Source organism: Streptomyces sp. NPDC057137 (genome assembly GCF_042670825.1).
Lineage (GTDB): Bacteria > Actinomycetota > Actinomycetes > Streptomycetales > Streptomycetaceae > Streptomyces.
Window position 1 is genome coordinate 1 of record NZ_JBHUUW010000069.1, and the last position, 15,841, is coordinate 15,841.

14 protein-coding genes are annotated in these 15,841 nt (G+C 70.8%); 7 read left to right on the forward strand and 7 right to left on the reverse strand.

Going from position 1 to position 15,841, the window contains the following annotated elements; genetic code table 11:
• The 3 genes from ACFT9I_RS33940 to ptsP all read left to right on the forward strand — a co-directional run.
• The coding region (locus tag ACFT9I_RS33940) for a hypothetical protein (RefSeq protein ID WP_382570912.1) at positions 1–190 on the forward strand (190 nt) is incomplete at its 5' end.
• A 228-nt stretch (positions 191–418) separates the two neighbouring features.
• Positions 419–868, forward strand: coding sequence for a PTS glucose transporter subunit IIA (locus ACFT9I_RS33945; protein ID WP_382570914.1), 450 nt, complete (start codon positions 419–421; stop codon positions 866–868).
• 102 nt (positions 869–970) lie between these two features.
• Complete coding sequence (gene ptsP / locus ACFT9I_RS33950; RefSeq protein WP_382570915.1) at positions 971–2,641, forward strand: phosphoenolpyruvate--protein phosphotransferase; 1,671 nt, start codon at positions 971–973, stop codon at positions 2,639–2,641.
• A gap of 59 nt (positions 2,642–2,700) precedes the next feature.
• On the opposite strand, the gene ACFT9I_RS33955 is transcribed toward ptsP, so the two are convergent.
• Positions 2,701–3,654, reverse strand: a complete 954-nt coding sequence (locus tag ACFT9I_RS33955) for a hypothetical protein (protein ID WP_382570917.1) — start codon at positions 3,652–3,654, stop codon at positions 2,701–2,703.
• 77 nt (positions 3,655–3,731) lie between these two features.
• Positions 3,732–5,720, reverse strand: a complete 1,989-nt coding sequence (locus ACFT9I_RS33960) for an acetoacetate--CoA ligase (RefSeq protein WP_382570919.1) — start codon at positions 5,718–5,720, stop codon at positions 3,732–3,734.
• A 235-nt stretch (positions 5,721–5,955) separates the two neighbouring features.
• On the opposite strand from ACFT9I_RS33960, the gene ACFT9I_RS33965 reads away from it, so the two are divergent.
• Positions 5,956–8,328 (forward strand): TIM-barrel domain-containing protein, encoded by a 2,373-nt coding sequence (locus tag ACFT9I_RS33965; protein WP_382570921.1) that lies wholly within the window; start codon positions 5,956–5,958, stop codon positions 8,326–8,328.
• Between the two features lie 32 nt (positions 8,329–8,360).
• On the opposite strand, the gene ACFT9I_RS33970 is transcribed toward ACFT9I_RS33965, so the two are convergent.
• Positions 8,361–8,927: an NUDIX domain-containing protein gene (locus ACFT9I_RS33970; RefSeq protein ID WP_382570923.1), complete on the reverse strand. Its 567-nt coding sequence runs from the start codon at positions 8,925–8,927 to the stop codon at positions 8,361–8,363.
• Between the two features lie 60 nt (positions 8,928–8,987).
• On the opposite strand from ACFT9I_RS33970, the gene ACFT9I_RS33975 reads away from it, so the two are divergent.
• Positions 8,988–9,848, forward strand: a complete 861-nt coding sequence (locus ACFT9I_RS33975) for a M15 family metallopeptidase (RefSeq protein WP_382570924.1) — start codon at positions 8,988–8,990, stop codon at positions 9,846–9,848.
• Between the two features lie 150 nt (positions 9,849–9,998).
• A complete protein-coding gene (locus ACFT9I_RS33980; RefSeq protein WP_382570926.1) occupies positions 9,999–10,355 on the forward strand; it encodes an Mpo1-like protein in 357 nt (118 codons plus the stop codon).
• A gap of 101 nt (positions 10,356–10,456) precedes the next feature.
• Here ACFT9I_RS33980 and ACFT9I_RS33985 read toward each other — a convergent pair whose 3' ends face one another.
• The 4 genes from ACFT9I_RS33985 to ACFT9I_RS34000 are packed head-to-tail and all read right to left on the reverse strand — an operon-like array spanning position 10,457 to position 14,786.
• Complete coding sequence (locus ACFT9I_RS33985; RefSeq protein ID WP_382570928.1) at positions 10,457–11,068, reverse strand: ATP/GTP-binding protein; 612 nt, start codon at positions 11,066–11,068, stop codon at positions 10,457–10,459.
• Complete coding sequence (locus ACFT9I_RS33990) at positions 11,049–11,444, reverse strand: DUF742 domain-containing protein (protein WP_382570929.1); 396 nt, start codon at positions 11,442–11,444, stop codon at positions 11,049–11,051. Before ACFT9I_RS33990 ends, ACFT9I_RS33985 begins: the two co-directional genes overlap by 20 nt.
• 10 nt (positions 11,445–11,454) lie before the next feature.
• Positions 11,455–11,901: a roadblock/LC7 domain-containing protein gene (locus ACFT9I_RS33995; RefSeq protein ID WP_382570931.1), complete on the reverse strand. Its 447-nt coding sequence runs from the start codon at positions 11,899–11,901 to the stop codon at positions 11,455–11,457.
• The gene (locus ACFT9I_RS34000) at positions 11,898–14,786 is read right to left on the reverse strand and encodes a nitrate- and nitrite sensing domain-containing protein (RefSeq protein WP_382570932.1); all 2,889 of its coding nucleotides are present in this window, start codon (positions 14,784–14,786) and stop codon (positions 11,898–11,900) included. The genes ACFT9I_RS33995 and ACFT9I_RS34000 overlap by 4 nt, the downstream gene beginning before the upstream one ends.
• A 467-nt stretch (positions 14,787–15,253) precedes the next feature.
• Here ACFT9I_RS34000 and ACFT9I_RS34005 point away from each other — a divergent pair, with 467 nt between their 5' ends.
• On the forward strand, positions 15,254–15,829 hold the full coding sequence (locus ACFT9I_RS34005; protein WP_382570933.1) for a hypothetical protein: 576 nt from the start codon (positions 15,254–15,256) through the stop codon (positions 15,827–15,829).
• Positions 15,830–15,841 lie beyond the last annotated feature (12 nt).

The window sequence follows — 15,841 nt, forward strand, 5'->3', positions numbered from 1 at the left end:
TCTGGCGTTGACTTTTGGCACGCTGTTGAGTTCTCAAGGAACGGACGCTTCCTTTGTACTCACCCTCTCGGGCTTTCCTCCGGGCTTCCCTTCGGCCTTACGTTTCAAACAGTATCAGGCCTTTTCGCTTTCCCTGACCATCTCTTCCGCAGGCATGCGGAAGCTGTATCCGAGAGAGTTTATGACTTGATGGGTGCTACCGGCCGCCGACTCGAAGTCGCGTAAGGGCCAGGCAGGAGTACGACAGTACATGCCGCCCCGGCGGGCAGGCAAATCGTTTTCGGTGCGTCGTGGGACCGCCAACTGGCAGCTCTCGGGCGGAACCGTCACTTCATATGACTTACGCTTCTGAACGGTACGTCGTCCATGACAGGTAGTGACGACGGCAGACGAATCTCCGCCCCCTGGGAGGCTCCCCATGACCAGCGTGACGTCCCCACTTGCTGGACGCGCCATCGGACTCGCGGCTGTGCCGGATCCGGTGTTCTCCGATGCGATGGTGGGTCCCGGTACCGCGATCGACCCCGTGCGTGAGCCGTCCGAGGCCGTTGCGCCGATCGACGGCATCGTCGTGTCCCTGCATCCGCACGCTTTCGTCGTTCTCGACTCCGAGGGGCACGGGGTGCTGACGCACCTCGGCATCGACACCGTCCAGCTGAACGGCACCGGGTTCGAACTCCTCGTCGCCAAGGGCGACACCGTGACGCGGGGTCAGGGCGTCGTGCGGTGGAACCCCGTCGATGTCGAGGCCGCCGGGAAGTCTCCGGTGTGCCCGGTCGTGGCGCTGGACGCGAGCGTCGAGGCGCTGTCCGACGTCGTCCAGGACGGCGAAGTGAAGTCCGGCGACGCGCTCTTCGGCTGGCAGTGACCTCCGCGACTTAGTCGGTACGGCGACCGCCCGTCATGACGGGCGGTCGGTTCATCAACCGCGGCGATCCGGTCGGTCGCCGCACAACCGGAGACGGGTGCAATGCAGACAACGCTGCGAGGCGTCGGCGTCAGCCACGGGGTGGCTATCGGCGAGGTTCGGCACATGGGTACAGCGGTTCTCGAACCGCCTGCCAAGCAGATTCCGACCGAGGAGGCCGAGCGCGAACAGGGGCGTGCCCGCCAGGCCGTCGAGGCCGTGGCCGCCGACCTGATCGCTCGGGGCAATCTGGCCGGCGGCGAGGCACAGGGGGTGCTCGAAGCGCAGGCCATGATGGCCCAGGACCCGGAGCTGATGTCCGACGTGGACCGGCGTATCGCCGTCGGGAGCACGGCGGAGCGTGCCGTGTACGACGCGTTCGCGTCCTACCGGGCGCTGCTCGCGGGCGCCGGTGAGTACCTGGCGGGGCGGGTCGCCGACCTGGACGATGTGCGGAACCGGATCGTGGCGCGGCTGCTCGGGGTGCCGATGCCCGGCGTGCCGGACAGCGACGAGCCGTACGTACTGATCGCGCGTGACCTGGCTCCCGCCGACACGGCGCTGCTCGATCCGACGCTGGTGCTCGGCTTCGTGACCGAGGAGGGCGGGCCGACCAGTCACAGCGCGATTCTCGCGCGCCAGCTGGGGGTGCCCGCCGTGGTGGCGCTGCCCGGTGCCGGTGAGCTAGCCGAGGGCACGCTGGTCGCTGTCGACGGCAGTACCGGTGAGGTCTTCGTCGAGCCGAGTGCCGACAAGCGTGCCGAGCTTGAGGAGTCCGCCGCGGCGCGGCGGGCCGCGCTGGCCGCCTCCTCCGGACCGGGTGCGACGTCCGACGGGCACAAGGTGCCGCTGCTGGCGAATGTCGGCGGTCCCGCCGATGTGCCGGCGGCCGTCGAGGCGGGTGCCGAGGGTGTGGGGCTGTTCCGTACCGAGTTCCTGTTCCTCGACGACAGCAAGCAGGCGCCGTCGGAGGAGAAGCAGGTCGAGGTCTACCGCCAGGTGCTGGAGGCGTTCCCCGAAGGCCGGGTGGTCGTACGGGTGTTGGACGCGGGCGCCGACAAGCCGCTGGACTTCCTGACCCCGGCCGACGAGCCGAATCCGGCGCTGGGTGTGCGTGGGCTGCGGAGTCTGCTGGAGCACCCGGATGTGCTGCGGACCCAGCTCACCGCGCTGTCGAAGGCCGCCGAGGGTCTGCCGGTGTATCTGGAGGTCATGGCGCCGATGGTGGCCGACCGCACCGACGCCAAGGCGTTCGCCGACGCGTGCCGCGAGGCGGGGCTGAACGCCAAGTTCGGGGCGATGGTGGAGATTCCGTCGGCCGCTCTGCGGGCGCGCTCGGTTCTTCAGGAGGTCGAGTTCCTTTCGCTGGGGACCAACGATCTCGCGCAGTACACCTTCGCCGCCGACCGCCAGGTGGGCGCGGTGTCGCGGTGGCAGGACCCGTGGCAGCCCGCGCTGCTCGATCTGGTGGCGATGGCGGCGGACGCTGCCGCGGCCGAGGGCAAGAGCTGTGGCGTGTGTGGTGAGGCGGCCTCCGATCCGCTGCTGGCATGTGTGCTCACCGGGCTCGGTGTGACGTCGTTGTCGATGGGCGCCGCGTCGATCCCCTACGTACGGGCGACGCTGGCGAAGTACTCCCTCGCGCAGTGCGAGCGTGCCGCTGCCGCCGCGCGCGCGGCGGACACCGCCGAGGGGGCGCGGTCGGCCGCCCAGGCGGTGCTGTCCGGCGAGTGACCGGTCCGCGGGTGTAGGAGGAGCTTCCCGTCGCACCGCGGCGGGAAGCTCCTCGCGTTTCAGTGGTGGATGTCGGCGTCCCCGATGCCGAGGTCGAAGCCCGCGCGGTACTCCACCCCCGGCTCCGGGGAGAGCGGTTCGCCCGTGTCGGCGTCGGTGCAGTAGGCGCTGAAGACCTGTCCTTCGCTGAGCGGTGCGAGGCCGCTGTTCCTGAGCCGCCAGCCGTGGAGCCGGTCCGGGGCGTCGGGCCCTGTCGTACGGAGGACGACTCCCCCGTGGCTGTCGAGTGCGATGCCCGCCGCGAGGACGGTGACGAACTCCGCGCTCTCGGACGCGTCGAGCCGGGCGGGCCCGGTGTCGGGCCGTTTCACATGGAGGGCCGCGAGGAGTTGTTCGTCCGGGGTGGGGATGCTGCACACGAGGTGGTGCGTGCCCGGTCCGGCCCGCTCGATCAGCTGGGTCAGGAGCCGTGAGGCGCGGTCGAACGAGGCGCGTCCGATGTCCACGCCGCAGTCGGCACAGTCCCCGAGGTCGGCGAGGACCATCGTCGCGTACTCCCAAGCGGCCCTGCGGACTGCGGTGTTGACCAGCTCCGGGACGAGGTGCCCGACGGGCTGTCCGGTGTAGGGCACGACGGCGCCGCCCGTCGCCGCGATACGTGCCGTGAAGCGGCCCCGACTGGCGGCGGTGTCCGGGTCGAGCCCGGTCTCCGCGCAGTACTCCGCGAATTCCTCCGGGTCGAAGAGCGCGACCGCGGTGTGCGCTCCCTCGGTGGCGAGGGAGCGGAGCAGTCCGTCGATCTGTCGGAGGTATCTCTGGTGGTCGTCGAAGGTGAAGGTGCGGTAGCGCCGCATGGCGGCGAAGTCCTGCTCGTCGGCGAGCAGCCCGACGGTGCACGGCACTTCGCGGCGGAGCGCGCGCCGTTCGCTCCGTGCGCGCCTCGAAGTGCCGGCCGGGCCGGTGTGTCCGTTCTTTCCGGTGTTCCTGTGGTGTTTGCGGTTGGTGTGCGCCATGACTCCCCCTGAGCGCTGAGCACTGTCGATCACTGCTCACTCAGAGTAATCGTGGGGTCTGACAATGGTGCCTCGTGCTAGCCGCGCGCCTCGCGACGCTCCTTGGCCAGGGACTCGTAGAAGTGGAGCAGTTCGAGGTTGTCGACCGAGCCGGGATTCACTGCCTTGGCCAGCTCCGTGCCCTGGAGCAGGCGCTTCACCGGGACCTCGATCCGCTTGCCGGTGAGTGTGTGGGGGACGGCCGGGATCTCGATGATCGTGTCCGGGACGTGGCGGGGCGAGAGTTCCTGGCGGATGGTCGCCTTGATCCGGGCACGCAGGGTGTCGTCGAGTACGGCGCCTTCGGCGAGGTGGACGAAGAGCGGCATCCAGTAGCCGCCGTTCGGTTCCTCAAGGCCGATCACGAGGGACTCGCGGATCTCGGGGAGGCGTTCCACGGCTTCGTAGATGTCGGCCGAACCCATCCGTACGCCTTGGCGGTTGAGGGTCGAGTCGGACCGGCCGTGGATGACGACCGAGCCGCGGTCGGTGAGGGTGATCCAGTCTCCGTGCCGCCAGACGCCGGGGTACACGTCGAAGTAACTGTCGTGGTAGCGGCTGCCGTCCGGGTCGTTCCAGAACCTGACGGGCATCGACGGCATGGGGTTGGTGACGACGAGCTCGCCGACCTCGTCGATGACGGGCTCGCCCTGCGGGTCCCAGGCCTGGAGGTCGGTGCCGAGGCAGGCCGCCTGGAGTTCGCCGATATGGACGGGGAGGGTGGGGACGGCTCCGGCGAAGCAGGTGCAGACGTCGGTGCCGCCGCTGACGGAGGCGATCCACAGGTCGTCGGCGACCTCGTCGTGGAGCCAGCGGAAGCCGTCGGGCGGCAGGGGTGAGCCGGTGGTGGCGACGCAGGCGATCTTGGACAGGTCGTGGTCGCGTGCGGGGTGCACGTCCGACTTGCGGCAGGCCATCACGTACGCGGCCGAGGTGCCGAAGAGGGTGGCTCCGGTCCGCTCGGCGACGCCCCACTGGGCTCCGGTGTCGGGGTAGCCGGGGCTGCCGTCGTACAGGACGATCGTCGTTCCCGTGAGCAGGCCGGAGACGAGGAAGTTCCACATCATCCAGCCGGTGGAGGTGTACCAGAAGAAGCGGTCGTCGGGGCCGAGGTCGCAGTGGAGGCCCAGCTGCTTGAAGTGTTCGAGGAGGATGCCGCCCTGGGACTGGACGATGGCCTTGGGGAGGCCGGTGGTGCCCGAGGAGTACAGGACCCAGAGGGGGTGGGCGAACGGGACCTGCTCGAAGACCGGTTCGGTGTCGGCGGAGGTGACGGCGGACCAGTCGAGCGCGCCGTCGGGGGCCGGGGTGCCGAGCAGGGGGATGTGGATCACGGCGCGCAGGGTGGGCAGTTCGGCGCGGAGTTCGGCGACGGTCCCGGTGCGGTCGTGTTCCTTGCCGCCGTAGCGGTAGCCGTCGACGGCGAACAGGACGACGGGCTCGATCTGCTGGAAGCGGTCGAGGACGCTGCGGGCGCCGAAGTCGGGTGCGCAGGACGTCCAGACGGCTCCCACGGCGGCGCTGGCGAGGAAGGCGACGACGGCCTGCGGGACGTTCGGGACATAGCCGCTGACGCGGTCGCCGGGGCGTACGCCGAGGGCGCGCAGCTCGGCGGCGAGCGAGCCCACCTGGCGGCGCAGCTCGGCCCAGCTGACGGGCGTGGGTCCCTGGGTCTCGTCCACGTGCAGGAGCGCTGGTTCGTCGGCGCGCGTGGGGTCCTCGGCGGTGCGCAGGGCGTGCTCGGCGTAGTTGAGGCTGGCGCCGGGGAACCACTCGGCGCCGGGCATGGCGCGTGAGCCGAGTACGCGCTCGTACGGGGTGGAGAACCGTACGTCGAACCAGTCGGCGATCGCCGTCCAGAAGGTTTCCAGCTCCGTGACCGACCAGCGGTGCAGCGCCGCGTAGCCGCCTTCGGCGGGGGCCCCGTACCGTTCGGCCGCCCAGGCCTGGAACCTGGTCACGTGCGCCGCCGCGACGCGGTCGGCGTCCGGCTGCCACAGGGGCGCTGGGCTGGCTGCTGAGGTCATGCGGTGGCTCCCGGGGTGGCTCGACGCGTGGTGTGCGTGGGGCGCGCGCACGCGTGCGGAGGTGCGCCCCGGCTCCCACGGACGATGCCATGTGATCGTCTTTCGCACCAGACAGGCCCCCTGTGATGCCTGCTGATGTGCGGGGATGAGGCGTGGGCGACATGTGGCCGCACCACGGGTGAACGGGAGTTGAACGCGGTCGGTTCGGTCTCCGCCGGATGGCAGGCTGAGCAGCATGGACGGTCGTGAACTGCTGCGCTCGATGAAAGATGCCGGTTCGGTACGGGGGATGCGGACGGTGCGGTCGGCCTGGCGCCGCCGGCGTACGGATGAGCGGGATCTGCCGGCGCGGGGCGCGGAGCGGGCCAGGGTGCCCGGTCCGGTGCGCGGTGCGGAGCCGTTGGCGGGGGGCGGGATCGTCCGGTTCGCGCGGGCAGAGCTGCGGGTGTGGGTGGCGGTGGGCGGCGGGGTCTTCTGGGGGTGGGACGGGGCCGAGCCCGCGCCGTCGTACGCGCTGGCGGGCGATCCGCCGGAGCCCGATCCGCGGGCCGTTCTGGAGCCCGACAAGGACGGCGGCTGGCGGGTGGTGTCGGAGCGCGTGACGGTGGCGGTCTCCCGGCACGGCGGTGTGGAGGTGGCGACGCCCGGGGGTGTCGTGCTGCGGCGTGAGCTGCCGCCGCGTTGGTGGGAGCCGGTGGACGGGGGCGGGCCCGCGCGGTGGGCGCAGCGGGCCGAGGTGGCCGCCGACGCGCGTTTCTTCGGGCTCGGCGGGCGGGCGTCCGGGCCGCGGCTGCGCGACGGTGTGTACCGCCTGTGGAACACCGATCCGCGGGGCGGTTTCGGCCCCGGCGACGATCCGCTGTACATCACCATGCCGGTGCAGCTGGTGGTGGCGGACGCGGGTACGCACCTCGCCTTCTACGACAACTCGTGGGACGGGCGCGTCATTCTTAAGGAGGGCGAGGAGGGCGCGGGCTCCGGCCATGACCGGCCGGGCACGTCCGACCTGCGGATGGGCGGCGGTCCGTTGCGCTGCTGGGTGCTGCTCGGCACGCCCGCGCGGGTGCTGCACGGCTGGACGGCGCTGACGGGTGTGCCGGCGCTGCCTCCCGCGTGGGCGCTGGGGCCGCAGCACGCGCGGTGGGGTTTCGGCAGCGCCGAGGAGGTGCGGCGGATCGTGACCGGTTACCAGGAGCGCGGGCTGCCGTTGTCGGCGATCCATCTGGACATCGACCACTACGACGGGCATCGGGTGTTCACCGTCGATCGGCGGAACTTCCCCGATCTGCCCGCTCTCGCCAAGGAGTTGCGCGCCGAGGGGGTGCGGCTGGTGTCGATCGTCGATCCGGCGGTGAAGACGGAGCCGGGGAACGACACGTACGACAGCGGTTCGGCGGCCGGTGCGTTCGTACGGGACGCGCGCGGCGACGACGTACGGGGCGAGGTCTGGCCGGGTGAGTGCGTCTATCCGGACTTCACCGATCCGGCGGTACGTGAGTGGTGGGGCTCTCTTTACGAGGAGCGGCTCGCGCAGGGCTTCTCGGGTGTCTGGCACGACATGAACGAGCCGGTGTCGTTCGCGCCGTTCGGGGACATGACGCTGCCTCTGTCGGCCAGGCACGCGCTCGACGGGCGCGGTGGCGATCACCGGGAGGCCCACAACGTGTACGGGCTGACGATGGGGATGGCCGGGTACGAGGGGCTGCGGCGGCTGCGGCCCGACGAGCGGCCGTTCCTCTTCTCGCGGTCCGGGTGGGCGGGGATGCAGCGGTACGGCGGGACCTGGTCGGGCGATGTGGAGACCGGCTGGCCGGGGCTGCGCGCCTCCCTGGCCCTGGTGCTGGGGCTGGGGCTGTGCGGGGTGCCGTACTCGGGGCCGGACGTGGGGGGCTTCACGGGGAGTCCGTCGCCGGAGCTGTTTCTGCGCTGGTACCAACTGGGCGCGTATCTGCCGCTGTTCCGTACGCACGCGTCGATCGACGCGGGGCGCAGGGAGCCGTGGGAGTTCGGTGACGAGGTGCTCGGCCACGCGCGCGTGGCGCTGCTGGAGCGGGAGCGGCTGGGGCCGTACTTCACGACGCTGGCCCAGCTGGCGCGGCTGACGGGCGCGCCGTACGCACGTCCGGTGTGGTGGGGCGCGCCGGAGGACCGGGCGCTGCGGGACTGCGAGGACGCGTTTCTGCTCGGGGACTCGCTGCTGGTGGCGCCGGTGCTGGAGGCCCGTACGGACCGGCGCGCGGTGCGGCTGCCGCGCGGGCGGTGGTACGACACGGCGACCGGGGCCGCGTACGAGGGGCCGGGTCAGGTCCTGCTGGACGCGCCGCCGTCCCGGATTCCGGTGCTGGCGCGGGCGGGCTCGGTGATCCCGGTCCGGGGCGGTGCCGGTGCCGGTGCCGACGGGGCGGTCGGGGGCGTCGAGTTGGAGGTGTGGCCCCCGGCGCCGGGGCGTACGGGTGGCGGACTGGTGGTGCGGGACGCCGGGGACGGGTGGGCACATCCGGAGGTGGAGCGGTACACGTCGCGGCTGGTGGGCGGCGAGGTGGTGGTCGAGCGCGTGACGGACGACGGTGTGGTGCCGCCGGAGCTGCCGGTGCGGGTACGGGGGTAGGGCGCCGGGCCACGGGACGACAGGGGCGAGGGTCAGCCGGGGCGCGTCGCGGTGTCGTACCGGCCGGCGAACCAGGCCCGTACCGCCGCCGTGTGCAGCGGGAACGCCAGCTCGGCGGGAGCCCGCAGCAACTGCCAGCCGTCCGTCTCGTCGGTGGCCACGGACGCCGGCAGCTCGGCGACGGGGCGTGCCGGCAGGAGCGCGAAGAGCAGCAGATGGGCGCCGTCGGCCGCGCTCATCGCGTCGGCCAGCCGTACGTCCCGCTCGGCGGCCTCGATACCGGTCTCCTCCCGCAACTCGCGTACGGCGGCGTGCCGCCAGTCCTCGGCGTGGTCGATGAAGCCGCCGGGGAGGGCGACGTGGCCGCGCCGGGGTTCGATGGTGCGGGTGATGACGACGAGTGAGGTGCCTTGGTCGTCGGTCACGGGCAGCAGGGTGACCGCGACCGGCAGCGGATTGCGGTAGGCCGTGTCGCCGCAGACGTGGCAGGTCCGCGGCCAGCCGACGCCGGCGGGGTACGGGGCGCCGCAGCTGCCGCAGTGCGAGTTCCGCACGACGTGGTTCCTGGGGGTGTCTGAGTCGTTCTCGGGGTCGGGCACGCGCGGACTGTAGCGGATCACTCTTTCCCGCGGGCCGTGGAACTGATAGACGGTGTGCCCATGACACGACTCGCTTCCGCACTCCGCGCGCTGGCCGCCACCGCGGCCACCCTGCTCGCCGTGACCGCCGCAGCCCCGGGGGCGTCCGGGGCGACCGGGACCTCCGAAGCGTCCGGGGCCTCCGGCGCCGGCGAGGGCTCCCGGACGTCCCGGCCCACGGCACCCGAGGAGTTCGTGGCTCTGCCGACCGTGGCACCGACGATCATCCAGGAGATCCGCTACATCACCCCGCACAACTTCGTGGGCGAGCCGATCGACGGCTACGACCAGCCGCTCTGCATCCTCACGCGGCCGGCCGCGCAGGCGCTTCAGCGCGCGCAGTCGAAGCTGCTGCGGCAGGGCTACTCGCTCAAGGTGTACGACTGCTACCGCCCGCAGCGGGCGGTCGATCACTTCGTCCGCTGGGCGAAGGACCTGACGGACGAGAGGATGAAGCCGGAGTTCTATCCTCAGGTCGACAAGTCGAGGTTGTTCACCGACGGATACATCGCCGAGAAGTCCGGTCACAGCCGGGGCAGCACGGTGGATCTTACGATCGTCAAACTGCCGGCCAGGCCGACCCTGCCGTACGTACCCGGCGAGAAGCTGGTCCCCTGTTACGCGCCGCAGGGTGAGCGGTTCCGGGACAACTCCGTCGACATGGGCACCGGTTACGACTGCTTCGACACGCTGTCGCACACCGACGATCCCCGGATCCGGGGTGAGCAGCGTGCGAACCGGCAGCTCCTGAAGAGCACGCTGGCCGACGCCGGATTCACCAACCTCCCCGAGGAGTGGTGGCACTTCACCCACAAGCCGGAGCTTTTCCCCGACACCTACTTCGACTTCCCGGTGTCCTGGCGCTCCGTCGTCGGTCGCTGACGGCGAGGGGCCGACCAGCGGGTGAGCGGCCGGCCGGGACCACCCCCGTGGGTTCCGGCCGCCCGCTCACTACTCTCGGACGCGAGCCGCCCGTTTTCGGTTCTCCTCCTGCCCGTTTCCCCTTCCCGGCGGAGCCGTTACGGTGCCCGTATGGCAACGGAGACAACGGCGACATACGAGTCGTACGAGGAATTCTGGCCCTACTACGTGGCGATGCACTCCCGCGCGGCCACCCGCTGGGTCCATCTCACGGGGACGCTCACCGGCCTCGCCGTCAGCGTCTACGGCCTGTCTCGCGGCCGGAAGCGGTACGCGGCGGCGCTGCCGTTGATCGGCTACGGAACGGCCTGGCCGGCGCATTTCTTCATCGAGAAGAACAACCCCGCGAGTTTCGGGCATCCCGCGTGGTCACTGCGCGGCGATGTGCAGATGATCCGGATGATGCTGGCGGGACGGGACGCCGAGCTGGCCGAGATCGCCGCGAAGTGGCTCGCCGAGAATCGCTGACCCGTTGAACCGCTGACCCGTTGAACCGCTGAGACTCACGGCCCGTACCCCTGTCGGTGGGGGTACGGGCCGTGTTCCGTGCGTGTCGTCGGTGGGTGTCGTCAGCTGGTGGTGACGGCGGGCTCGCGCTGTTTGCGCGCGCGGATCATCGCGTGCTCCACGACCGCCACCAGGACGTCCTTGACGGACTCCCGACGGCGCGCGTCGCACATGAGCAGCGGAACCTCGGGGTCGAGGTCGAGCGCCGTCCGGACCGTCTCGGCGGGGAAACGGGCCGCGTCCTCGAAGCAGTTGACGGCGACGGCGAAGGGGATGTCCCGCCGCTCGAAGTAGTCGACCGCCGCGAAGGAGTCCTCCAGCCGCCGTGTGTCGGCCAGGACGACCGCGCCGAGCGCGCCCTGGGCCAACTCGTCCCACAGGAACCAGAAGCGGTCCTGGCCCGGCGTACCGAAGAGGTAGAGCACCAGGTCGTCGCGGAGCGTGATGCGCCCGAAGTCCATCGCGACCGTGGTCGTGGTCTTGCCCTCGATGCCCGCGATGTCGTCGACGGGGCGGCCCGCCTCGGTGAGCAGTTCCTCGGTGCGCAGCGGCTTGATCTCGCTCACCCCGCCCACGAGGGTGGTTTTGCCCACCCCGAAACCGCCTGCCACCAGGATCTTCAGAGTCACCGGCTCGATCGGCCGCTGTCCACGGCTAGAGCGCCCGAAGACCATTGATCACCTCGCGGAGAATGTTCACGTCCGGCAGCTCGGCCGGCGGAACGGGACGGGTTACGTGCACCAGTTCGTTCTCGACCAGATCTCCTACGAAGACCCTGACCACCCCTACGGGGAGGTCGAGACCCGCGGCGAGTTCCGCGATCGACTGAGGACTGGCTCTGCAGAGTTCGACTATCTCCACATGCTCGGGAGACAGTGTCCGGTCGCCCGCGGGGTCGTCGGCCGCGGGCGCCGGGATGACGATGGCGATCAGGTCGAGCCGGTGCCGGGTGGCGCTGCTGGTCCGGCCTCGTGTCATGGCGTACGGGCGCACCACCGGTCCGGCGTCGCCGTCGAACCAGTGCTTCGGACCCTCGCCTGCTTCAGTCATGACATTCAACTCACCCGGTGGCGGGCTGTCCGGCGCGGGGGGCGGCACCGAGGTGGACGCCGACGCGCTTGACCATGAGCGTCATCTCGTAGGCCACCTGGCCGACGTCGGAATCGGAGTCGGAGAGCACGGCGAGGCAACTGCCGTCGCCCGCCGCCGTCACGAAGAGGAAGGCCTCGTCGAGTTCGACGACGGTCTGGCGGACCTTGCCCGCCTCGAAGTGCCTGCCGACGCCCTTGGCGAGGCTGTGGAAGCCGGAGGCGACGGCGGCGAGATGTTCGCCGTCCTCGCGGGTCAGATCCTTCGACGTGCCCGTGGCGAGGCCGTCCCCGGAGAGGACGATCGCCTTGCGTATGCTGCCGACCCGTTCCACCAGCTCGTCGAGGAGCCAATTGAGGTCGCCCGGAACGGATCCGCGGCGTGTGGAATCGGATGATGCGGCTTTCGGTGCGGTCATCGACCGTCCCCCTCCGGTGTCGTTCCTGCTGTGTCGCCGGGGCCGTTGATGCCTTCGGTGCCATCGGTGTCTTCGGCGTTGTTCTGCTGACGGCCACGCTGCCAGCCCCGTTGAAGGGAAGCCATACGGTTGCGTACTTGGTCCGCGTCCCGCTCGTAGTCCCGTTCCGTGGCGTCGGTGGGCGACGCCTCGGCCTCTTCCCGTACGGCGTCCTTGAGCTGGGGCGCGAGGCTGGCCTGCCGGACGCGCCGGGGAAGGCCGCCGAGCGGGGCGGGAGACCCGTTCTCGTCAGGCGTCACGGCGGCTCCGTCGGTCGGTGAGGACGGGTTCGGTGCGAACGCGTTCGACACGGGCGTCCTCGGCACGGGCTCGTTCGGCACGGGTGCCCCCGGCATGGGTGTCGCCGGCGCGGGCGTGCTCGCGACCGGGGGCGTGCCCGGCGACGCATCCGACGCCGGGTGGGCGCCGCCGCGCTCGTCCAGACGCCGTCCGTGGTCGGCGACCAGCTTCGGGGTCTTGCGGCTGCGGCGGGGCAGCTGCGCCGGGAAGCCGAGCGGGTCGGCCTCGTCGCGGCTGTCACGGCCGCGGGGCCCGTTGGGACCGTCCTGGTCCGCGGCCTGGCGGTGCTGTTCGTGGAGTTCTCCGGAGGCGGCGTCGCGCGCTCCGCGCGGCCGGCCCGCCTCACGCCCGCGAGTGTCCCGCAGGTGCTCGCGGGCGCGGAAGATTCCGCCGCGCTCGCTCTCGGTGTCGTCCAGGTCGCCGCTGCCGAGGTCGGTGGCGGCGGTGCTGTCACCGCGGGTGGGCCGGTCGTCGAATTCCCGGCCGGTGAGCGGAGGTTCGAGTTCGATGGGCCCGTCCAGCACGGAGCGGCTTCCGCTGAGTCCGGTGGGGACCTGCGAGAGCGACGCCAGCCGGCCGTCGGAGCGGCCGCGGCCGTTGTCGGTCGCGAGGTTCTGCCGGTCGAGCCGGAATCCGGTGCCCTGGGTCTCGGGCGCCTCGGTGAGCAGGGCGGCCGGCAGGAACACGATCGCGGTGGTGCCTCCGTACGGAGACGGCTGGAGCGAGACCCGTACGTTCTGCCGCTGCGCGAGCCGGCTGACGACGAAGAGGCCGAGGCGGTCGGTGTCGGACAGCTCGAACTCGGGCGTCTCCGCGAGCCGCAGATTCGCGTCGAGGAGGGCGTCGGAGTTCATGCCGAGGCCGCGGTCGTGGATCTCCAGGGTGAAGCCGTTGGCGACACGTTCGCCGTGGACCTGCACCGCCGTGTGCGGGGGTGAGAACACCGTGGCGTTCTCAAGGAGTTCGGCGACGAGGTGGGTGAGGTCGGCGACGGCGGGGCCGCCGACACCGATCCTCGGCAGTCTGCGGACCTCGACGCGCTCGTAGTCCTCGACCTCGGCGACCGCGGCCCGTACGACGTCCATGAGCTGGACCGGCTTGCGCCACTGGCGGGACGGGGCGGCTCCGGAGAGGATCACCAGGCCTTCGGCGTGGCGCCGCATACGGGTGGTCAGATGGTCGAGGCGGAACAGGTCGGCGAGTTCGTCGGTGTCCTCGGTACGGCGCTCCATGGTGTCCAGGAGCGTGAGCTGGCGGTGGAGGAGGACCTGGTTGCGGCGGGCGAGGTTGACGAACACCTCGGAGACTCCGTGCCTCAACTCGGCCTGCTTCACGGCAGCTTCGACGGCGGCGCGCTGGAGTGTGTTGAGCGCCTGGCCGACCTGGCCCAGCTCGTCGCGCTCGTAGTCCAGCCGCGGGGCCTCCGTCTCGACGTCGACCTGTTCGCCCGCCGCGAGGCGTCGCATGACGCTCGGCAGACGGACGCCGGACACCTCGTGTGCCTCCTTACGGAGGCCGGACAGGTCGCGGATGAGGCTGCGGCCGACGCGGATGGAGACGATCAAGGAGACGAGCAGCGCGAGGAAGCCGAGTACGCCGGCGATTCCGGCCAGTACGAAGACGTTGAACCCGGCCGGTTCGACCCGGTCCTGGTAGCGCTCGTCGGCCGCCTCGCCCTCGCGCTCAAGGCTTTCGAGGACCGGGTTGGCCATCTCCTGCCAGCGTGCGGCGTCCACCGAGGCCGGGTCCTTGCCCGGGCCCGCGGTGATGAGCTGTTCCTCCGCCTCGCGGAGCGGTTGGGTGCCGGGGCCGCCCCAGTACTGCTCGAAGATCTCCCGCTCGGAGGCGGGCAGGACGTCGAGGTTGGTCTCGTAGAGCAGAGTGCGGTTGGCGACCAGGTCGGATATCAGCCGGATCTCGTCCGACGTGGTACGACGGGTGACCAGCGCGGAGACGACCAGCGCGTCCTCACGGGAGAGCATCTCCTGGGCGCGGTCGACGCCGACCAGGGCGCGCGCCTGCTTGTCCAGCTCCACGTCCTCCAGGACGTGCAGCGTCGACAGGAAGCTGTGGCACGGGTCGACGAGTCTGTTGTAGAAGTCGAGCGCCTGGCCGCGGGTGACGGTGCTCTTCTCGACGGAGCGGCGCAGCGCGCCCAGGCCGTCGAGGGCGTCGGTGAGAGAGGTCAGCCGTGCGGAGGTGGTGCTGCTCATCTGGTCGCGTACCGAGGGGTCCTCGGCGTTCGCCTTGATCCTCGTGACGGCCCTGTCGGTGGCCGCGCGCTGCCGGCGCAGGGAGGCGAGGGACTCGGAGTTACGGGGGTCGGCCAGGTAGACGAGGGTCTGGCGGCGTTCCCGCTGGACCACGCGGACCGTGTCCTCCACGGGGTCGCCGACCTTGTCGATGATGTAGGCGACATCGAGGAGCTGGTTGGCCTCGCGGCCGGTGAGTGTGGTGGCGAATGCCCACAGGGCCGTGAGGGAGACGAGCGGCACAAGCAGCAACGCCACGATCTTCCGGCGGATGGACTTCCCGCGAAAGCGCATGGCCTCCCCCAGCTCGACCTTCCACCCGACGTGGAAGGCGTCTTCATCAGAATGGACATCCTCGTCAACAAACGGCGTGAGCCTACTACTGCCACACCAACAACTCGAAGACACGTCCGGGCGCTTTTCGGTCTCGCTCAGGCGAGTTGATCACGAGTTGTCCTGGTATTCACGGAGTTGACTTTCGCCGCTGTCGCGCACAGTACCTGGCGGGACGTCACTTTTCGCAATCGATCAGATGGCCTGAACCGTATGTGCGCGGGAATCTTCCTGATCTGTCGCTCGTCTATGTGTATGGGTACTGACGTACGGAAGTACCGGCTCAGGGTGGGGAATTCGGAGCGAGGGACGGGGCGGGCGGACAGCGCCGGTGCGCTGCCGCCACACATTCGGTGCCATGGTTCGCGTGAAGCGGCCGGGGCCGGGCAGTCACCCTGATGTCGGACAGCGGTGGGGAGTTACGGTCCATGAATACGAAGTCGGACACGAGAACAGCGACGAAGGCGGGCAAGAGGGCACAGGCGCAGGCACGTACGGCGGGTCGCGAGAGCGGCCCCGAGAACAGCAGCGACGGCCGCGAGGCCGGCGGTGCGGCCACGAGGAAGGCGCCCGCGGAGGTCGAGGTCGAGCTGCCGGCCCCGCGCGGTACGGGCCTGTCGCGACGGCTCTGGGTGGAGGAGCCCGCGATACGGCGCCGGATGCCCGATCCGGTGCGGACGGCGGCGGTGCGGGCCGTGATCATCGCGTCGGTGACGCTGATGCAGGCGATGGTGGCGTTCTTCTGCACCCTCGCGGGCTCGTGGCTGGCCTTCCCCATGGTGCTGAGCAGCGTGGGCAGCACGGTGGTGGCGACGTGGGGCGTGCTCGACGTATGGGTGACGCGCCAGGTGTGGAATCAGCGCAACGGTGTGGTGTCGGTGCCGAGCAGCACGGCACGGCAGCTGCGCAGGGAGCGCCGCAGGGCCAGGCGTACGGCGCGTACGGCGGAGCGTGACGGCGCGCGGATACGACGCCGGGGCGCCGGCAGGCTCTCCGAGGCCTGAACGCCCGCGTCC

Excerpts from the sequence above, each read along its gene's own strand:
- ACFT9I_RS33945 (WP_382570914.1), top strand. The coding sequence starts at position 419 with ATGACCAGCGTGACGTCCCCACTTGCTGGACGCGCCATCGGACTCGCG.
- ptsP (WP_382570915.1), top strand. The coding sequence starts at position 971 with ATGCAGACAACGCTGCGAGGCGTCGGCGTCAGCCACGGGGTGGCTATC.
- ACFT9I_RS33955 (WP_382570917.1), bottom strand. The coding sequence starts at position 3,654 with ATGGCGCACACCAACCGCAAACACCACAGGAACACCGGAAAGAACGGA.
- ACFT9I_RS33960 (WP_382570919.1), bottom strand. The coding sequence starts at position 5,720 with ATGACCTCAGCAGCCAGCCCAGCGCCCCTGTGGCAGCCGGACGCCGAC.
- ACFT9I_RS33965 (WP_382570921.1), top strand. The coding sequence starts at position 5,956 with ATGGACGGTCGTGAACTGCTGCGCTCGATGAAAGATGCCGGTTCGGTA.
- ACFT9I_RS33975 (WP_382570924.1), top strand. The coding sequence starts at position 8,988 with ATGACACGACTCGCTTCCGCACTCCGCGCGCTGGCCGCCACCGCGGCC.
- ACFT9I_RS33980 (WP_382570926.1), top strand. The coding sequence starts at position 9,999 with ATGGCAACGGAGACAACGGCGACATACGAGTCGTACGAGGAATTCTGG.
- ACFT9I_RS33985 (WP_382570928.1), bottom strand. The coding sequence starts at position 11,068 with ATGGTCTTCGGGCGCTCTAGCCGTGGACAGCGGCCGATCGAGCCGGTG.
- ACFT9I_RS33990 (WP_382570929.1), bottom strand. The coding sequence starts at position 11,444 with ATGACTGAAGCAGGCGAGGGTCCGAAGCACTGGTTCGACGGCGACGCC.
- ACFT9I_RS33995 (WP_382570931.1), bottom strand. The coding sequence starts at position 11,901 with ATGACCGCACCGAAAGCCGCATCATCCGATTCCACACGCCGCGGATCC.
- ACFT9I_RS34000 (WP_382570932.1), bottom strand. The coding sequence starts at position 14,786 with ATGCGCTTTCGCGGGAAGTCCATCCGCCGGAAGATCGTGGCGTTGCTG.
- ACFT9I_RS34005 (WP_382570933.1), top strand. The coding sequence starts at position 15,254 with ATGAATACGAAGTCGGACACGAGAACAGCGACGAAGGCGGGCAAGAGG.